This is a genomic window from Saccharopolyspora sp. NPDC050642, assembly GCF_040654735.1.
Classification (GTDB): Bacteria; Actinomycetota; Actinomycetes; order Mycobacteriales; family Pseudonocardiaceae; genus Saccharopolyspora; species Saccharopolyspora elongata.
This window is the reverse complement of sequence record NZ_JBFAIN010000005.1, coordinates 263,493-281,063: the sequence shown is the minus strand read 5'-3', so window position 1 is coordinate 281,063 and position 17,571 is coordinate 263,493. Positions and strand designations below refer to the sequence as shown.

The window sequence follows — 17,571 nt, the reverse complement described above, 5'->3', positions numbered from 1 at the left end:
ACCCGGACCCCGCGGATCACCAGGGTCGGCGCCGCCCGTCCTCGCCTACCGCGTCTGACGATCGCTCACGAGATGCGGTGCAGGCGGATCGGCAGGCCGTCGGTCGGCATCGGGCCGGTCCCGTAGCGCATCCGCGGCTCGTACCCGGCCGGGACGGTCCACCGGAACCGCAGCAGCAACTGGTGCATGATCGCCTTGAGCTCCATGCCGCCGAAGTGCATCCCGATGCACTTGTGCACGCCGCCGCCGAACGGCGCCCACGCGTAGCGGTGCACCTTGTCCTCCCGGCGGGGCTCGGCGAAGCGCTCGGGATCGAACTCGTCCGGCGCGGGCCACCACTGCGGCATCCGCTGCGTCGCGTACAGCTGGGCGACCACCCTGGTGCCCGCCGGGATGTAGTGGCCGAGGATCTCGGTGTCCGCGACCGCCTGCCGGAACAGCCCGCCCACCGGGGCGTTGAGCCGCATGACCTCCTTCAGCACCATGTCCAGCAGCGGGAGCCCGTCCGGATCGGGCCGGTCGATGGCCGGTTTCCCCAGCGCGCGGGCCTCGGCGCGGAGCCGCTCCTGCCACTCGGGATGCCTGCCGAGGTAGTAGGCCGCCATCGCGAGCGTGATCGTGCTGGTGTCGTGCGCCGCCATCAGCACGAAGATCATGTGGTTGACGACGTCGTCGTCGGAGTACCGCTCGCCGTCGTCGGTCTCGGCCCGGCACAGCACGCTGAACAGGTCGCTGCCCGTTCCGGCGCGCTTGGCGGGGATGCGCTCCCGGAAGTAGTCCTCCAGCAACCGCCGCCCGCGCAGCCCGCGCGCCCAGGTGCCGCCCGGCACGTCGGCGCGCACGATCGCCTGACCGCCGTGCACGGCCGCCACGAACGCCTCGGCGATCCGGTCCGCGTCGGTGCCGGGGCGTTCGCCGACGAACACCTCGGTGGCCAGGTCCAGCGTGAGCCGCTTCGCCGCGGTGTACACCGGGAACCGGTCGCCCGGCCGCCACCGCGCCAGGCCGCGCTCGATGGCCGGCGTCATCGCGCCGAGGTAGTCGGCGAGGCGTTCGCGGGTGAACGCCTGCTGCATGATCCGGCGGTGGTGCAGGTGCTCCTCGAAATCCATGAGCATGACGCCGCGGCGGAAGAACGGGCCGATCAGGTAGTCGTAGAAACCCTCGTTGCCGAACGCCTTCTCGCGGTTGGCCGCCACGACCTCGACCGCGTCCGGCCCCATCACGGTGACGACCTCGGTGCCGAGCATCCCGCCCCACGACACCGGTCCGAACTCCGCGTACCGGCGGCGCGAGGCCTCCAGCAGATCGGTCAGCACGCTGATGGTGTGCCCGATGACGGGCAACCCGTAGTCGCCGAGCACCGGCTTCAGCCCCGAGCCGGGCGGCGGCGCGGCCAGCGGCCGGACCGGGGACGCGAGCCGCTCGGTGCGGGAAATAGCGGACTGCAGCTGCCTTTTGAGCGCATGGGCGATCACCGGCGCACCTCCCGACGGCGCGGAGCACCTCCATTCCACGGAAGCACAACACCGCCGGAAACCTCATCGGCCACCAGCTCGAACCCGCTACGCCGAACGGCTCGTGCCGGGCACCGCGGCGACCCGGGATCAGACGAGTTCGTCGTCCTCGGAGGTCCGGGTGTAGATGGTTTCGCCGCGCAGGACCGTGCGCAGGCAGCGCGGCTGCGGCGCGCCCGGGGAGAGGTCGGGCAGGCCCGGCACTCCCGCTCGCGGATCGGTGGACCACCGCTGCACGCGCGAATCCGGTGCCGCCACAACGAGTTCCCCGGCATCCCACACCGCGTAGGTCGCGGGCGCGCCGGGCACCAACGTGCCCGTGATGCCGTCGTCGACGCCGGCGGCCCGCCAGCCACCCCGGGTGTGCGCCGTGAACGCCGCCCGCGGCGAGATGCCGAAACCGGCGGTGCGGTGGTGCACCGCCGCCTGCACCGCGCGCCAGGGATCGACCGGCGTCACCGGCGCGTCCGAGCCGAACGCCAGCAGCACGCCGTTGGCGGCGAGCTTCGAGAACGGGTTGAGCCGGGTGCCGCGCTCGACGCCGAGGCGCCGCGCGTACATGTCGCCGGGACCGCCCCAGGCGGCGTCGAAGGACGGCTGGACGGACGCCACGACGCCGAACCTGCCCAGTTCCGCGGCCTGCTGCTCGTCGACCATCTCCAGGTGTTCCAGCCGGTGGCGCAGGCTCGCCAGCGCGGGCGCGCCCACGATCTCCGCCGCCTTGCGGAAACCGTCGCAGACCTCGGCCACCCCGGCGTCGCCGATCACGTGGAACCCGGCCTGGATGCCGGCCCGCGTGCACTCCACCAGGTGCTCGGCCACCGCGTGCGCGTCGAGGTAGAGCACGCCCGCCGTCGTCCGGTCGTCCGCGTAGGGCTCGCGCAGCGCCGCGGTGCGCGAACCGACCGCGCCGTCGACGAACAGGTCACCGGCCAGGCCGCGGACGCCGAGCTCGCGGGCCCGCTCCACCGCGCCCAGCTCGCCCCAGTAGCCGACGACCTCGGGCACCCCGCCCTGCGCGGAAAGCGCCAGCAGGTCGGCCAGGTCGTCGGCCCCGGAGATGTCCGGCCCGCCGCATTCGTGCACGCACGCCACGCCCTGCGAGGCGGCGTGCTGCAGGAAGGCCAGCTGCGCTTCCTTGCGTTGCGCGGCACCGAGAGCCTCCCGCGCGGCGCGGCGCACGTGGTGGTGCGCAACGCGCGTCAACGGGCCGTGCTCGCTCCAGCCTTCGGCGTCACGGGTAAGCGGGGCCCGGTCCACCAGCGTCGTGGACACCAGGGCGGAGTGCACGTCGATCCGGGACAGGTACACCGGCGCGCCCGCCGCGGCGCGGTCGATCTCGTCGCGGGTCGGGGGCCGTCGCTCCGGCCACCACGTCTCGTCCCAGCCGTGGCCCCACACCAGCGTGCCCGGGTACTCGGCGACGTGATCCCGCAGTGCGTGCAGGAATTCCGTCAGCGACGCGCAACCGGTCAGGTCGAGGCCGTTGAGCAGCAGGCCGGTGGAGGTCGCGTGCACGTGCGCGTCGACGAAGGCAGGCGCCACGAACGCGCCTTCGAGGTCGATGACCTCGGCGTCGGGATGCAGCGCACGGCCGACCTCGTCGGCGCCGACCCACGCGATGGTGCCATCGGTCACGGCCATCGCGGTGGCACCGGCGTCGGCGGGCGAGTGAATCCGCCCGCCGAGCAACAACGTGGTCTCGGACATGTCCTTCGTGCTTCCCCGTTCCGGGTTTCCAACTGCGCAGGTCGAGATCGGCGAAGCGGGTCGTCGCACGCCCCCGGCGAACCCGGCCGCGATCGTTCTGGCGAGCTTACCCGCCGCCCGGGACCCGCCGACGGCACGCCGACCCGATCACCTGCGCGGGCTGCCGTCCGGCCGTTCTGCCTGCGCAGATCGTTGCGGCGGCAGCAACTCCGGCCCGGTCGCGGTCGGCTCGTCGTCCTCGGTGACCGAAACCACCTCGCCGTCGATGACGTCCTCGCCGGGCGCGGTCGCGCCCCGCCTGCGGTAGGCCTGCTGGGTGTGCAGCCACATCTGGTCCTGCATCGCCTTCGACCGCCGCTCCGCCGCGCGCAGCATCCGGTTGCGCAGCAGGGCGCGAGTCGGCGGGAACAGGCACAGCAGCCCGGCGATGTCGCTGATGAAACCGGGCATGATGATCAGGATCCCGGCGGCGGCGATGAGAACGCCGTCGGAGAGCTCCTTCTCCGGGGGCCTGCGCTGGCGCGCGGCCTCGCGGAACTCCTGCAGGGTGCGACGGCCCTGCCAGCGCACCAACCAGGTCCCCAGCACGGCGGCGGCGATCAGCAGACCGACGGTGGGCAGCACCCCGATGGCCTGGCCGATGGCGACCAGCACGGCGATTTCGACCACACCGGCGACGAGGAGAAGAACGAGGATCGGCACGGCGCGGAGACCTCCTGTCGGTGGCAGTCACCAGGTTCAACGAACGAGGCCCCGCAAATGCTCCCAAAACCCGCAGAGGTGATGAACGCCCCCGGCCCTCGGCCCCATAGACTTCCACCCGATGCGGGCGCACAAGTCGAAAACAACAATCCTCCTGCTGGTCAGCACGGTGCTGGCCCTCGCGGTGTTGATCAGCGACCAGTACCTGCCCGGACTGCCGCTGCAACCCAAGCAGCTCCCGGCCGCGGTCGTGACCCTCGGCGACAGCACGCTGTCCGGCGAGGGCGGCGGCCGGTACGAGGCCGGGACCAACGGCGAGCGGGACAACTGGTGCCACCGGTCGGCGGCAGCGCCGATCAACCAGCTCCGGCTCCCGCCAGAGGTGACCCGCATCAACCTGGCCTGCTCCGGCGCGCGGACCGACCTGGTCGGCGCGGACCCGGAACCCGGCCACGCCGAAGGCTCCCAGTCCCGGAGGCTGGCGGAACTGGCGCAGCAGTACCGGATCACCGACGTCGTGGTGCAGATCGGCGCCAACGACGACCCGGGCTTCACCGACGTCGTCAACCAGTGCGTGGAGGCCTGGGTGCGGCAGGCGCCGGAAGGGTGCGCGGCGTCGATGCGCACCGCGTGGCCGCAGCGGGTGGAGCGGATGAAGCCGAAGGTGCTGGGCGCGCTGAACGACATTCGCGTGGCGATGGACAGCGCCGGCTACACGCCGAGCAGCTACTCGCTGATCGTGCAGTCCTACGCCTCGCCGGTGGGCCCCGGCGTCAAGCCCGAGCTGCAGGACCTGTCCGGCTGCCCGTTCCTGACCGGCGACCTGGAGTGGATCCGGAACACCGGGGTGCCGCAGCTGTCCGCCGGCCTGCAGGACGTCGCGCGGCAGGCGAACGCCCGGTTCCTGGATCTGTCGCGAGCGGGCATCGGGCACGAGGCGTGCACGGGCAACCCGAGGACCGCGGACGGCGAGTGGTTCACGAGGCTGACGGTCGACTGGGCGAGCCTGCAGGACGAACAGCGCGCGGCGCACGCGATGCAGGAGTCCTTCCACGCCAACGCCTCCGGGCACGCCCAGCTCGGCCGCTGCCTCGGCGAATTCATGGCCGCGGAAGACCCGGCGGCGCTGTGCTTGCCGGACGAGCTCGGCAACCTCCACGCGGTCCCGGAACACGCCGCGGCCGCCCAAGCCCACCCCTGACAGGCACACCCCTGATCCGTTCCCCGCAATTTCAATGGAAATCAGACCTTCGATTTCAATGGAAATTGCGGGGAACGGCGGGACGCGTCAGATCGCCGGGGGGCGGTGTTCGAACGGGGTCGACAGGACCACCGTCGTCCGGGTCGACACCTTCGCGGCCTCCCGGATCTGCCGCAGCAGTTCTTCCAGGCCCAGCGGCGAGGTCACCCGCACCTGCAGGATGTAGGACTCGTCGCCCGCCACCGAGTAGCACGACTCGATCTCCGGCAGGTGCTCCAGGCGCTGCGGGTAGTCGTCCGGCGCGGCCGGGTCGATCGGCGTCAGCGAGATGAACGCGGTCAGCGGCAACCCGATCTGGTCACCGTCCACTTTGGCCGTGTAGCCCTGCAGGGCGCCGCGCTGCTCCAGCCGGCGAACCCGTTGGTGCACCGCGGAAACGCTCAGCCCGACGCGCTCGGCCAGGTCGGTGAAGCTGCACCGGCCGTCCCGCGCCAGCTCGCGCAGGATGGCGCGGTCGGTGGCCTCCAGCCCGCCCGGGGTTGCGGATCTTTCGCTCACGCCGGCAGCACCACCAACTCGTGCGGCTGGTTGTTCACGCTCTCCACGCCGTCCTCGGTGACGATGACGATGTCCTCGATGCGCGCGCCCCAGCGTCCCGGCAGGTAGATGCCCGGCTCGACGCTGAAGGCGATGCCCGGCTCCAGCGATGCGGCGTTGCCGCCGACGATGTAGGGCTCCTCGTGCACGTCCAGGCCGATGCCGTGCCCGGTGCGGTGCACGAAGTACTCGCCGAACCCGGCGGCGGCGATCGGCTCGCGGGCCGCGGCGTCGATCGACTCGGCGGTCGCGCCCGGCCGCACCGCCTCGACGGCGGCGCGCTGCGCGGCCTCCAGCACGGCGTAGGTCTCGCGGACGTCCGCCTGGGCGGGCTCGCCCACGCTGTAGGTGCGGGTGCAGTCGGAGTTGTAGCCCTCCGCGATCGGGCCGCCGATGTCGACGACGACCACGTCGCCGCGCTCGATCACCCGGTCCGACACGTCGTGGTGCGGGCTGGCGCCGTTCGGCCCCGAGCCGACGATGACGAACGCCACCTCGGTGTGGCCCTCTTCGATGATCGCCGCGGAGATGTCCGCGCCGACCTCGGCCTCGGTCCGGCCCGCCTTGAGGAACTCCGCCATCCGGGCGTGCACCCGGTCGATGGCGGCCCCAGCCTTGCGCAGCGCCTCGATCTCGGCGGCGTCCTTGCGCATCCGCAGCTCGCGCAGCACGGTCCCGGCCAGCACCTGCTCGGCGTCGGGCAGGGCGGCGCGCAGCGGGATGGTGTGCAGCGCGGGCATCACGTCGGCGACGGCCAGCCTGGACGGCGCGCCGCCGCGACGGGCCAGGTCGGCCACCATCGCGTGCGGGTCCTGACCGTCGACCCAGGTCACGACCTCGATGCCGAGCTCCGCCAGCGGGATGCCGGCGAAGCCGGGCTCCTCCAGCTTCGGCACGACCAGCGCGGGCCGGCCGTCGGCCGGGAGCACCAGGCAGGTCAGCCGCTCGTGCGACTCACCGCCCGCGCCGAGGAGGTAGCGCAGATCGGAACCGGGCGAGATCAGCAGCGCGTCGAGTTTCGCCGCGGCTGCGGTTTCGGCGGCCTTGGTGAGGCGGGCCGCGAGCACGGATGGATCCTGCTTGATCGAGACGGTGGCCATAGCTCCCAAGCCTAATCCCGGGGCGGCGACCCGATGCCCGGCCGGTCCGGTTCACGCCACCGTCGGGAGCCCCGGCCGATCGGCGCCCGGCACGTCAGTCCCCAGTTTCAATTGAAACCGGCGCGAAACGGGGTCGTGAGCACTTTGGGCTGCTATGGCGACCCGAAGCACCCACGACCCCGCGAGCGGCGGAAATCGTGCCCCGACGGCTCAGGCCGGAGCCTTGTCCAGGTCCTGTTTTAGCAGGGCGACGAGCTCGTCCAGGGCGGCCTCGTCGCCGGAGAGCTCGACCTCCTCGCCGTGCTGGGCGCCCAGCGACATCAGGCCGAGCATGCTGCTCGCGTCGACCGGGTCACCGGCCACGCCGTCGACGACCTTGGCGATCGTGACGGGCGTGGCCTGCGCCGCCGCGGCCTTGGCGAGCAGCGCGGCGGGACGGGCGTGCAGGCCGACCGAGGCGGCGATGCGGACTCGACGTTGCATTGCTGTTCCTCTCCGGATCCGGGGTTGGTACGCGGTCGTGAGCGGAAATTGCTGCTATGGCGGCCAAAACCGCTCACGACGTGATTCAGGCCGGGACGGCGGACGCGGCCTCGGGGGCCGGTTCCCCGGCGTCCTGGCGACCGAGCTGCTTGGCGAACAGCACCGCCGCCGCCGCGACCACGACGCCGACGACGATCGCGGCCAGGTACATCAGCGGATTGCCCACCAGCGGCGTCACGAAGATCCCGCCGTGCGGGGCGCGCAGCGTGGCGCCGAAGGTCATCGACAGCGCGCCCGTGGTCGCCGAGCCGAGCACGATGGACGGGATCACCCGCAGCGGATCGCCCGCCGCGAACGGGATCGCGCCCTCGGTGATGAACGACGCGCCCAGCAGCCAGGCGGCGCGGCCGCTGGCCCGCTCGGCCGGGCTGAACAGCTTGCCGCGCACCGCCGAGGCCAGGGCCAGCGACAGCGGCGGGACCATGCCCGCGGCCATCACGGCGGCCATGATCTCCAGCGACGCCGTCGTGCCGATGCTCAGGCCGCCGACGGCGAAGGTGTAGGCGACCTTGTTGATCGGCCCGCCCATGTCGAAGGCGATCATCGCGCCGAGCAGGGCGCCCAGCAGCGCCGCGTTGGCGCCGGACAGGCCGGTGAGCCAGCCGGTGAGCGCCGTCATGGCCAGCGCGATCGGCTTGCCGAGCACCACGAACATCAGCCCGCCGACCACCAGCGAGCCCAGCAGCGGCAGCACCACCACCGGCATGATCCCGGCGATCCCGCGCGGGACCTTCACCTGCTTCAGCCCGGCGATCACGGCACCGGCCAGCAGGCCGGCGACGAGGCCGCCGAGGAAGCCCGCGCCGACGGTCACGGCCACCGCGCCGCCGACGAAGCCGGGGGCGATCGCGGGCCGGTCGGCGATGGCGAAGGCGATGAACCCGGCCAGCACCGGCACCAGGAACTCGAACGCCGTCGTGCCGATCTGGTTCGCCAGCGCCGCCCAGCTGAGCAGGCTCGCCGGGTCGAAGACCTCGGTGACCGGCGGCGCGTCGGTGATCTGGTAGCCGCCGAGCGCGAAGCTCAGCGCGATCAGCAGACCGCCGGCGGCCACGAACGGGATCATGTAGCTCACGCCGGTCATCAGCCACTGCCGCAGCCGGGTGCCGAAACCGGCGCCCGCGACGACCTTGCTGGCCAGTTCCGGCTCGGCGGCAGCGGCTTCCGGCTCGGCGGCCGGTTCCTGCTGCGCGGCGTCGGCGGCCTGGGTCAGCAGGCCCGCCGCGTCGTTGATGGCCTGCTTCACGGAGACCTCGACGACCGGCTTGCCCGCGAAGCGCTCCCGGTCCCGGACCCCCACGTCGGCGGCGAAGATCACCGCGTCGGCCGCGGCAATGTCCGCCGCCGACAGCGGCGTCGAGCCCGCCGAACCCTGGGTCTCGACCAGCATCTCGTCCCCGGCGGCCTTGGCGGCCTGCTCCAGGGCCTCGGCCGCCATGTAGGTGTGCGCGATGCCGGTCGGGCAGGCGGTGACGGCTACGTACTTCACGGCGCGACCTCCTCACGCACGTACTTCGCGAGCTCGGCGGCGTCGGTGGCGTCCAGCAGCGTCTGCTTGAACTCGGCGCGCACCAGGCGCCGGGCCAGCGCGGCTAGCACGGTCATGTGGTCGGAGCCGCCGCCTTCCGGCGCGGCGATGAGGAAGATGAGCTTCGCCGGGCCATCTTCGGCGCCGAAGTCGACGCCGGCGGCGCTGCGGCCGAAGGCCAGCGTCGGCGCGGTCACCGCCGACGAGCGGCAGTGCGGGATGCCGATGCCGCCCTCCAGCCCGGTCGGCATCTGCTGTTCGCGGGCTTCGATGTCGGCCAGGAACCGGTCGATGTCCGTGACGCGGCCGGCGGCGACGAGCCGCTCGGCGAGGTCGCGCACGACGGCCCGCCGGTCGGTGCCCGCCAGGTCCAGTTCGACGAGGTCCGAGGTGATCAGTTCGGTAGTCATGCCGCCACTCCGCTGAGGCTCACTGTCTTGTCCACTGCATCCATCCGCACCCGCAGCGGGTGGACGTCGTCCGGGCCGGGCATCCGGCTGCCCGCCAGCCCGACCGCCGCCGTCCCGTAGGCGACGGCGGTGCGCAAGGCGGCCGGCCCGATGCCGCCCGCCCGCAGGAATCCGGCGAACATCGCGTCGCCCGCGCCGACGGTGCTGCGCACCTCGGTCGCGGTGCTCGTGGCGTGCCAGGTGCCGGTCTCCGCGACCAGCACCGCACCCAGCTGCCCGAGGCTCACCAGCACGGTCGCCACGCCGCCGGCCCGCAGCCGGTGCGCGACGTCCAGCACGTCGCCGAGGTCGCGCAGCGGGCCACCGGCCAGCTCCGCGAGTTCGACGAGATTGGGTTTGACCAGGTCAGGCGCGGCCTGACAGGCCAGTTCGAGGGGATGTCCCGAGGTGTCGACGGCGACTCGCGCCCCGGCGCGCCGCGCGGCGGCGGTGATCCGGGCGTGCAGGTCGTCCGGGCAACCGGCGGGCAGGCTGCCGCAGGTCACCACCCAGTCCGCCCGGCCGGCCTGCTCGGCGGCGGCGCGTTCCAGCGCCGCGACCTCGGCCGGCGTGAGTTCCGGGCCGGGCTCGTTGAACTTGCTCGTGGTGCCGTCGGCTTCCACCACCGCGATGTTGCTGCGGGTCGGCGCCTGCACCGGCACCTCCACCACCGGCACCGCCTCCGGCGCCAGCAGTTCGGCCAGCTGCGCGCCCGCCGCGCCGCCGGAGGGCAGCACGGCCAGCGTCGGCACCTCCGCCGCGGCCAGCGCGCGGGCCACGTTCACGCCCTTGCCGCCCGGGTCCAGGCGTGTCCGGAGGGTGCGGTGCACCGCACCGGGCACCAGCCGGTCCACCTGGACGGTGCGGTCCAGGCTCGGGTTCGGGGTCACGGTCACGATCACGCCAGCACCACTTCCGCTTCGATCTGCTTCAGCTCGTCGAGCGCCGCCTCGTCGAGGCCCTCGTCGGTCACCACGACGTCGATCTCGGACAGCTCGGCGAACCGGCTGAACTGGTCGTCGCCGTACTTGCTGTGGTCGGCCAGCAGCACCCGCTTGCGGCAGGCGCGCACCATCGCCGTCTTGACCGCGGACTCCGCCGGGTCCGGGGTGGTGCAGCCGCGGGCGGCCGAGAAGCCGTTGGTGCCGAAGAAACCCACGTCGATGGTGAGGCCGCGCAGCACGTCCAGCGCCCAGGACTCCACCGTCGCCAGCGTGGTGCCGCGGATCCGGCCGCCGAGCAGGTGCAGGTTGTAGTTGTTGCGGGTGGCGAGCTGGTTGGCCACCGGCAGCGAGTTGGTGACGACGGTGAGCTCGCGGTCGGCGGGCAGCAGGCCGGCCAGCCGCGCGGTCGTGGTGCCCGCGTCGAACAGCACCGTGCCGCGGCTGGGCACGCGGTCCAGCGCCGCCCGCGCGATGCGTTCCTTCTCCCCCGCGTTGGTCTGGTCGCGCAGCGAGACGCCGGGTTCGAAGTCGAGCCGCTCGACCGGGATCGCGCCGCCGTAGACGCGCCGCACCAGGCCTTGGCGTTCGAGCGCGGCGAGGTCGCGACGGATGGTCTCGGGTGCCACCTCGAACTCGGCCGCCGCGGCCGTGACGTCGATGCGCCCGTCGCGTCGTGCCCGCTGCGCCAGGAGCTGCTGGCGCTCCGCCCCGTACATGCCCGTTGTCCTCCGGTTAATGTTTGGTGTTGCCTGATTGTGCCTCTTGTTGCCATATTGTCAAGGCTTCGAGAACGCGAGGGAAACCTCCAGCACGATGGGAGTGCCGATGTCCACGCTGCAGGGGGTCGGGGTCAGCCCCGGCGGGGCGGCAGGCCCGGTCCTGTGGGTTCATGACCGGTTGCCCGATCCGGCGCCCGGTCCGGCGCCTGCCGATCCGGCCGCCGAGGCGGCGCGGATCCGCCCGGCCGCGGAAGCGGTGGCGCAGCGGCTGCTCGCCCGGTCGGAAGCAGCGACGGGCGAAGCGCGGGCGGTGCTGGAGATGACCGCCGCGATGGCCGCCGACCCAGCGCTGCTCGGCAACGCCGAGAAGGCGGTCGCGCAGCGGGGCCTGCCCGCGCCGCGCGCGGTGTTCGAGGCGGCCGGGGAGTTCGCGGAGCTGCTGGCGGCCTCCGGCGGATACCTCGCTGAGCGGGTGCGGGACGTGCACGACGTCCGCGACCGGCTGGTCGCCGAGCTCACCGGCACCGCCCCGCCAGGCGTGCCCGAGCTGACCGGTCCGGCGGTGCTGGTGGCCCGCGATCTGGCCCCGGCCGACACCGCCGATCTGGATCCCGGCCTCGTGCTGGCACTGGTGACCGAGGAGGGCGGCCCGACCAGTCACACCGCGATTCTCGCGCGGGCACTGGGAATTCCGGCCGTGGTCGCCGTGCGCGGCGTGCTCGCGGCAACGGCGGCAGGGGCGCGCGTGGACGGCGCGGCGGGCACCGTCGAGCTGCTGGAGCACGCCGTCGCACCCCAGTCGGCCGACCGCACCGGCGCGCGGTGGAACGGCTCCGGCAGCACCGCCGACGGGCACCCGGTGAAGCTCCTGGCCAACATCGGCTCCGCCGCCGACGCCCGGGCCGGCGTCGAAGCGGGCGCCGAAGGATCGGGCCTGTTCCGCACCGAGTTCTGCTTCCTGGACGCCGCGGTCGAACCGGACGCCGAAACCCAGCGGCAGGCGTACGCCGCCGCGCTGCGGCCGTTCGCGGGCAAGCCGGTCGTGGTTCGCACCCTGGACGCCGGAGCGGACAAACCCTTGCCGTTCCTCGACATCGCCGGCGAACCCAACCCCGCGCTCGGGGTGCGGGGCCTCCGGGTCGCCTTCGACCGGCCCGAGCTGCTGGACCGGCAGCTCACCGCCATCGTCGCCGCGGCCGCCGAGACCGGGGCGGTGGTGTCGGTGATGGCGCCGATGGTCGCGACCGCGGGCGAGGCGGCGTGGTTCGCCGAGCGCGCCCGGGACGCGGGCGTCGAGCGGGTCGGCGTCATGGTCGAAACGCCCGCCGCCGCGCTCTGCGCCGACGAGATCCTGGACGTCGTGGACTTCGTCAGCATCGGCACCAACGACCTGGCGCAGTACACGTGCGCGGCGGACCGCATGACCGGCGCGCTGGCCGCCCTGAACGACCCGTGGCAGCCCGCGTTGTTGCGCCTGATCGCCGGGCTCGGCCGGGCGGGCCGGGAGCGCGGCAAGCCGGTCGGGGTGTGCGGCGAAGCGGCGGCGGACCCGCTGCTGGCCGGCGTCCTGGTGGGACTCGGCGTCACCAGCCTGTCGATGACGGCGGCAGCGCTGGCGGCCGTGGGCGCCGCGCTGGCCGAACGCAGCCTGCCCGACTTGCAGGAGGCCGCCCGGCAGGCCGTCGCGGCACCGGGCCCGGCCGAGGCGCGCGACCGGGCCGGTCGCAGCCTCGAACGGGGCTGACCGACTGCGGCGAACGGCCCGTTCACCTCGCCGAAAGGCGTCGAACGGGCCGCTCGCACATTTCCGCTCATTTCGCTTGACAAGAACAAATAATGCTATCCGGCTGATATTAAAACAACCACAGAACAGCAATTCGGGGATTTGTCAAATTTCCCCCATTGGCGAATCGTGGTGTAGTTTGCGTGCGCCACCGAGAAGTGGATTCGATTTGTGCCGAACGAGCACGCGATCATGTGGAGCAGCCATGACCTTTCTGGTGACCGGTGCGACCGGCAGCGTCGGCAGGCACGTCGTCGAGCACCTGCGCGGCGCGGGCGCACGGGTGCGGATCATGACCAGGAATCCCGGCACCGCAGGGTTTTCCCCGGAGGTGGAAGTGGTCCGCGGGGACCTCGGCGAGCCGGGGACGCTGGCGGCGGCGCTGGACGGCGTCGAGCGCGCGTACCTCTTCCCGCACGACGGCGCGGGCGATTTCGCGGAATTGGCGAAAAGCGCCGGAGTGCGGCGGATAGTCGTGCTGTCATCGGCGTCCGCGGCGGCGGAGAACAAGCGCGCGCACAACGCGGATAGCCACACATGGCACCGCGCGGTCGAACGCGCAGTGGAGGATTCCGGCATCGAATGCACCGCTGTCCGGCCGGGCGCATTCGCGGGCAACTCGCTGATCTGGGCAGGCGCCATCCAGGCGGGGACCGCGGTCCGCTCGGCGCACGGCAGGGCCACGCAGGCGCCGGTCCACGAGGCCGACATCGCCGCGGTGGCCGCGACCGCGCTGCTCGAAGACGGCCACGCCGGCGCGAAGTACGAGCTCAGCGGCCCGGCCGCGATCTCCATCGCCGACCAGGTGCGCACCATCGGCGAGGCGATCGGCCGGGACATCCCGTTCGAGGCGGTGACCGCCGAGCAGGAACGGGCGGAGCTGGCCGAGTTCATGCCCGAGGACGTGGTCGACATGCTGCTCGGCTACTGGGCCGAGTCGGTCGACCGCCCGGACCCGGTCCTGCCGACCGTCGAGCAGGTCACCGGCCGCCCGGCGCGCACCTTCGCGCAGTGGGCGGCCGAACACGCCGCCGACTTCCGCTGATCCCGCGCCGCCGAGGAGGCCGACCTTGACCGAACGCCGCGGAGGCGCGCGCACATCCGCGGGTCGCACCCGGCAGGTCGTGCACATCGGCGAGCGCCGACGTGACAAGCTGGGCCACTGTGACTGGTCCCCTGATGCTCGTCGATTCGGCCGGGTTGTGGTTCCGCTCGTACTACGCCCTGCCGGACTCGCTGACCGCGCCGGACGGCACGCCGGTGAACTCGGTGCGCGGTTTCTGCGACATGCTCGCCAAGCTGATCACCGACCGGCGCCCGTCCCGGCTGGTGGCCTGCCTGGACAACGACTGGCGGCCGCAGTTCCGGGTCGACGCCCTGCCGTCCTACAAGGCGCACCGCGTCGCCGAGGACGACCCCGACGCCGAAGAGGTCCCGGATTCGCTGTCCCCGCAGGTCCCGGTGATCCTCGAAGTGCTCGACGCGGCGGGCATCGCCACCGCCGAGGCGGAGGGCTACGAGGCCGACGACGTCATCGGCGCGCTCGCCGATCGCGAGGAGAAGGACGCGGTGGAGGTCGTCACCGGCGACCGGGACCTGTTCCAGCTGGTGCGCGACCGGCCCACCTCGGTGCGGGTGATCTACGTCGGCGCGGGACTGGCGAAGGCGCAGGACTACGGCCCCGCGGAGCTCGCCGAGAAGTACGCCCTGTCGGCCGACCGAGCCGGGGACGACTACGCGGAAATGGCGGTGCTGCGCGGAGATCCGTCGGACGGGCTGCCCGGAGTGGCGGGCATCGGCGAGAAGACGGCGGCGAAGCTGATCACCCAGTTCGGCTCCCTCGAAGCGCTGCTGGCGGCGGCCGACGGCGGCGACTCCCGCCTGACGCCGCGAGTCCGCGGCAAGCTCGCGGACGCCGCCGACTACCTCGCGGCGGCCCCGTCGGTGGTCCGGGTGGCGCGCGACGCACCGGTGGTCATGGACCGCGCGGACGACGCGCTCCCCCAGCCTCCGGTGGACATCGACCGGCTGCGCGCGCTCCAGCAGACCTGGGGCCTGGGCGCGAGCATCGACCGCCTCATCGCCGCACTCACCGCATAGCACCGACGACCGAAGGGCGCCTTCTCCTTGCACAGCAGGGAGAAGGCGCCCTTCGGCATCATCAGTCCACTGTGGAGTTCTGCTGGGAGTGCCAGTCGGGCGCGCAGAACACGTCGACCTGGCCCCGGTGGGCGGTCACGAGCATCACGCCCGCACGCCCTCCAGCAGGTCGGCCAGCTGATCGCCCACCGTCCGCAGCGCCGCGACGTCCCGCTGGACCTTGCAGAGCAGCAGCGCGCCTTCGAGCATCGACAACGCGATCACCGCGAGCTCCTCCGCCCGCTCCGCCGGAATCCCCCAGCCGGCGAACGCCGCCGCCAGACCCACCAGCCAGGTCCCGTACGCGCCGTCGCACGCCGACCTGACGTCCGGGCTGTCCGCACTTGCCTCCAGCGCCACGGTGGCCACCGGGCATCCCCTGCTGAAGTCCGATTCCTCCAGCGCCTGCGCGAAGTGCGCCATCATCGCCGCCACGGCCTCGCGCGGCCCGCTCGCCTCCGCCAGCACCGCGGCCAGCAACTCCGCCACCTGCCGCCCGGATGCCTCGACGGCCTCGGCGGCGAGCTGCTGCTTGCCACCCGGGAAGTGGAAGTACAGCGAGCCCCGCGGCGCCTCGGCCTCGGCGAGCACCTGGTTGACGCCCGTGGCGTGGTAGCCCTGCCGCCGGAAAAGCTCCATCGCGGTGTCGAGCATCTGCTGCTTCGTCTGCGCACCTTTCCTCACGCAGAAAATATGACACTCGGTCTACATATTTTCAAGCCGAACGCGCCGCACCGCGCGTGCTTCGGGCCGCCGCAGCAGCCCGAAGCACGCGCGAGCGGTCAGAAATTGGTGCCGCACCAAGGCGTTTCGACCGCGGCGAACAGCCGGTCCGCCGCGGCGACCGCCGCCGGGTCACGCGCCTCGATCCGGCCGGCCGCCACCAGCCCCGACGCCTTCTGGTCGCCCAGGTACAGCGCCGCGAGCGCCGCAACGTCCAGGACGAGCTGGGGTTCGTCGGAACACCGGTCCACGCCATCCGGGCCGACCCGGTAACCGCCGTCGTTGTGCGGCAGGAACTCGTCCCGGACCTCGATCACCACCGGATCGCCCGGGCCGAAGGTCCGCGCCCGCAACGCTTCGAGCACGTCCACCAGGCGCAGCCACAGGTCGTCGTCGACGCTGGTGACCCGGCACTGGCGACGATCCGCCAGCCACCACTCCAGCGGCTCGTCCAGCGGCCGGTTGTGGCCCACCACCCGGTCCACGAGGTCGACGCCGAGCAGGAACCGCCACAGCTGGACCGCCGCCGTCGCGTTCGCCGACTTCAGGTCGTAGACCTGCAGCGTGCTGACGCCGTCGGCTTTCTTCGCCTCGTACAAGGCGAAACCGTCGTCCAGCCCGTCGCCATCCGTGTGCACCGCGATCAGGACGCCGTCGCCGAGCCACGACCGCTGCCCCACCCACCACGCGTCGTCCCGGCCGATCTGCCCCGGCCGGTCCTGGGCGCAGCGCTGGTAGATCGCGGGCAGGATCGGCGCCGCCTCGTCCTGGTCCAGCACCCGCACCCGGCCGCCGACCGGCGCGCCCGCCCGCAGCGCCGCCCGGCGGCGGTCGAGTTCCACCGTGCGGCTGCGGCTGACCACGCCGTAGCCGTACCGCTCGTAGATCACCGCTTCCGAGGCGTGCAGCATCGCCACCGCCTCGCCGCGCCGCCGCGCGTCTTCGAGCTGCTCCCGCATCAACGACGTGAGCAGTCCGCGCCGGGTCTGGTCGGCGCGAACGCCGACCCCGGTCACCGCGCCGACCGGGAGCCTGCGCCCGCCGGGCACCGTGACGACGTTCGTCGTCGCCATCGCCGTGCCCGCGAGCGCGCCGTCGACGAACGCGCCCAGCACCCGCCCCGGCTCGTGGCGCCCGGAGTTCCCTTCCCACTCCTCGTCCTTCGACGGGCGCCACAGCAGGGCGCGGCGGAACAGATCGTGGGCTTCGCGGAACTCCGATTCGGCCAGGGGCCGCACTTCATGACCGGTCACGCCCACGATCTTCCCGGTCGGATCCGCCCGGGTCGACCGATTTTCACCTGGGGTGGCCGACCTCGTAGACGCCCTTCTCGTTCTTCACCGTCACGGTCACGGTCTTGGGCTGCGAATCGATGGTGACCTTGCAGTCGAAGCGGTGCCCGACGGCCACCCGCTGCCCGGCGGGGCAGCTGACCTGGCCGACCCCGGTCATGCCGTAGGAACTCCGCAGCGTCTGCGAAACGCCCTTCTCGACGCTGGCCGAGTCGAAGACCGGCTTCACGAACCAGCCCGGCGTGATGAAGCCGAGGACCAGCACCACGAGGACGAGGATCACCGCGATGATGCCGGCGAACACCCACGGCAGCGCCGAACGCTTCTTCTTCTTCTTCGGCCCGAACTCGTCGAACTGGCCGAAGCCGCCCTGTTGCGGGAACTGGGCGCCGCCGGGCGGGTACGGCTGGCCATAGCCGTACTGCTGCGGTGGCAGCGCTTGCGGCGGCGGCGGTGGTGGTTGCGGCGGCTGCTGCGGCGCGAAACCACCTGGCTGCGGATAGCCCGGCGCCGCCGGCTGCATCCCAGGGCCCTGGGGTTGCTGCCCCCACTGGGGATAGCCCCCCGGCGGACCGTAAGGGGACGACATCTGTACCTCCGGACGATTCTTCACCTGACCGACGT

17 protein-coding genes are annotated in these 17,571 nt (G+C 72.7%); 4 read left to right on the top strand and 13 right to left on the bottom strand.

The window, feature by feature from the left end; genetic code table 11:
- Positions 1-65 precede the first annotated feature (65 nt).
- From AB0H93_RS11790 to AB0H93_RS11780, 3 genes are all read right to left on the bottom strand, one after another.
- Positions 66-1,478 (bottom strand): cytochrome P450, encoded by a 1,413-nt coding sequence (locus AB0H93_RS11790; protein ID WP_358571233.1) that lies wholly within the window; start codon positions 1,476-1,478, stop codon positions 66-68.
- A 129-nt stretch (positions 1,479-1,607) separates the two neighbouring features.
- On the bottom strand, positions 1,608-3,227 hold the full coding sequence (locus AB0H93_RS11785; protein WP_358571230.1) for an amidohydrolase: 1,620 nt from the start codon (positions 3,225-3,227) through the stop codon (positions 1,608-1,610).
- Positions 3,228-3,374: 147 nt separating this feature from the next.
- Complete coding sequence (locus tag AB0H93_RS11780; protein WP_358571227.1) at positions 3,375-3,929, bottom strand: FxsA family protein; 555 nt, start codon at positions 3,927-3,929, stop codon at positions 3,375-3,377.
- 121 nt (positions 3,930-4,050) lie between these two features.
- Between AB0H93_RS11780 and AB0H93_RS11775 the strand changes: the two genes are divergently transcribed.
- A complete protein-coding gene (locus AB0H93_RS11775; protein WP_358571224.1) occupies positions 4,051-5,130 on the top strand; it encodes a GDSL-type esterase/lipase family protein in 1,080 nt (359 codons plus the stop codon).
- Between the two features lie 87 nt (positions 5,131-5,217).
- Here the strand turns inward: AB0H93_RS11775 and AB0H93_RS11770 are convergent, their stop codons facing one another.
- The 7 genes from AB0H93_RS11770 to AB0H93_RS11740 form a co-directional block, all read right to left on the bottom strand.
- Complete coding sequence (locus AB0H93_RS11770) at positions 5,218-5,688, bottom strand: Lrp/AsnC family transcriptional regulator (protein ID WP_358571221.1); 471 nt, start codon at positions 5,686-5,688, stop codon at positions 5,218-5,220.
- The gene (locus tag AB0H93_RS11765) at positions 5,685-6,827 is read right to left on the bottom strand and encodes a Xaa-Pro peptidase family protein (protein ID WP_358571218.1); all 1,143 of its coding nucleotides are present in this window, start codon (positions 6,825-6,827) and stop codon (positions 5,685-5,687) included. The genes AB0H93_RS11770 and AB0H93_RS11765 overlap by 4 nt, the downstream gene beginning before the upstream one ends.
- 210 nt (positions 6,828-7,037) lie before the next feature.
- On the bottom strand, positions 7,038-7,310 hold the full coding sequence (locus tag AB0H93_RS11760; protein ID WP_358571215.1) for an HPr family phosphocarrier protein: 273 nt from the start codon (positions 7,308-7,310) through the stop codon (positions 7,038-7,040).
- 85 nt (positions 7,311-7,395) lie between these two features.
- Positions 7,396-8,859: a fructose-specific PTS transporter subunit EIIC gene (locus tag AB0H93_RS11755; protein WP_358571212.1), complete on the bottom strand. Its 1,464-nt coding sequence runs from the start codon at positions 8,857-8,859 to the stop codon at positions 7,396-7,398.
- Positions 8,856-9,308: a fructose PTS transporter subunit IIA gene (locus AB0H93_RS11750; RefSeq protein ID WP_358571209.1), complete on the bottom strand. Its 453-nt coding sequence runs from the start codon at positions 9,306-9,308 to the stop codon at positions 8,856-8,858. The genes AB0H93_RS11755 and AB0H93_RS11750 overlap by 4 nt, the downstream gene beginning before the upstream one ends.
- Complete coding sequence (gene pfkB / locus AB0H93_RS11745) at positions 9,305-10,249, bottom strand: 1-phosphofructokinase (protein ID WP_358571206.1); 945 nt, start codon at positions 10,247-10,249, stop codon at positions 9,305-9,307. Before pfkB ends, AB0H93_RS11750 begins: the two co-directional genes overlap by 4 nt.
- Complete coding sequence (locus AB0H93_RS11740; protein ID WP_358571203.1) at positions 10,246-11,007, bottom strand: DeoR/GlpR family DNA-binding transcription regulator; 762 nt, start codon at positions 11,005-11,007, stop codon at positions 10,246-10,248. The genes pfkB and AB0H93_RS11740 overlap by 4 nt, the downstream gene beginning before the upstream one ends.
- Positions 11,008-11,110: 103 nt before the next feature.
- Between AB0H93_RS11740 and AB0H93_RS11735 the strand changes: the two genes are divergently transcribed.
- The 3 genes from AB0H93_RS11735 to AB0H93_RS11725 all read left to right on the top strand — a co-directional run bounded on the left by AB0H93_RS11735 (position 11,111) and on the right by AB0H93_RS11725 (position 14,893).
- On the top strand, positions 11,111-12,754 hold the full coding sequence (locus AB0H93_RS11735) for a putative PEP-binding protein (RefSeq protein WP_358571455.1): 1,644 nt from the start codon (positions 11,111-11,113) through the stop codon (positions 12,752-12,754).
- A 244-nt stretch (positions 12,755-12,998) separates the two neighbouring features.
- Positions 12,999-13,838, top strand: coding sequence for an NAD(P)H-binding protein (locus AB0H93_RS11730; RefSeq protein ID WP_358571200.1), 840 nt, complete (start codon positions 12,999-13,001; stop codon positions 13,836-13,838).
- A gap of 134 nt (positions 13,839-13,972) precedes the next feature.
- The gene (locus AB0H93_RS11725) at positions 13,973-14,893 is read left to right on the top strand and encodes a 5'-3' exonuclease (RefSeq protein WP_358571453.1); all 921 of its coding nucleotides are present in this window, start codon (positions 13,973-13,975) and stop codon (positions 14,891-14,893) included.
- A gap of 144 nt (positions 14,894-15,037) precedes the next feature.
- Here the strand turns inward: AB0H93_RS11725 and AB0H93_RS11720 are convergent, their stop codons facing one another.
- The 3 genes from AB0H93_RS11720 to AB0H93_RS11710 all read right to left on the bottom strand — a co-directional run bounded on the left by AB0H93_RS11720 (position 15,038) and on the right by AB0H93_RS11710 (position 17,470).
- A complete protein-coding gene (locus tag AB0H93_RS11720; protein WP_358571197.1) occupies positions 15,038-15,616 on the bottom strand; it encodes a TetR/AcrR family transcriptional regulator in 579 nt (192 codons plus the stop codon).
- Between the two features lie 98 nt (positions 15,617-15,714).
- Entirely contained in the window at positions 15,715-16,908 is a 1,194-nt protein-coding gene (locus tag AB0H93_RS11715) for a GNAT family N-acetyltransferase (RefSeq protein WP_358571194.1), read from the bottom strand.
- 43 nt (positions 16,909-16,951) lie between these two features.
- Positions 16,952-17,470 (bottom strand): DUF4333 domain-containing protein, encoded by a 519-nt coding sequence (locus tag AB0H93_RS11710; RefSeq protein WP_358571191.1) that lies wholly within the window; start codon positions 17,468-17,470, stop codon positions 16,952-16,954.
- Positions 17,471-17,571 lie beyond the last annotated feature (101 nt).

Excerpts from the sequence above, each read along its gene's own strand:
- AB0H93_RS11775 (WP_358571224.1), top strand. The coding sequence starts at position 4,051 with ATGCGGGCGCACAAGTCGAAAACAACAATCCTCCTGCTGGTCAGCACG.
- AB0H93_RS11725 (WP_358571453.1), top strand. The coding sequence starts at position 13,973 with ATGCTCGTCGATTCGGCCGGGTTGTGGTTCCGCTCGTACTACGCCCTG.
- AB0H93_RS11765 (WP_358571218.1), bottom strand. The coding sequence starts at position 6,827 with ATGGCCACCGTCTCGATCAAGCAGGATCCATCCGTGCTCGCGGCCCGC.
- AB0H93_RS11785 (WP_358571230.1), bottom strand. The coding sequence starts at position 3,227 with ATGTCCGAGACCACGTTGTTGCTCGGCGGGCGGATTCACTCGCCCGCC.
- AB0H93_RS11740 (WP_358571203.1), bottom strand. The coding sequence starts at position 11,007 with ATGTACGGGGCGGAGCGCCAGCAGCTCCTGGCGCAGCGGGCACGACGC.
- AB0H93_RS11750 (WP_358571209.1), bottom strand. The coding sequence starts at position 9,308 with ATGACTACCGAACTGATCACCTCGGACCTCGTCGAACTGGACCTGGCG.
- AB0H93_RS11760 (WP_358571215.1), bottom strand. The coding sequence starts at position 7,310 with ATGCAACGTCGAGTCCGCATCGCCGCCTCGGTCGGCCTGCACGCCCGT.
- AB0H93_RS11730 (WP_358571200.1), top strand. The coding sequence starts at position 12,999 with ATGACCTTTCTGGTGACCGGTGCGACCGGCAGCGTCGGCAGGCACGTC.
- AB0H93_RS11710 (WP_358571191.1), bottom strand. The coding sequence starts at position 17,470 with ATGCAGCCGGCGGCGCCGGGCTATCCGCAGCCAGGTGGTTTCGCGCCG.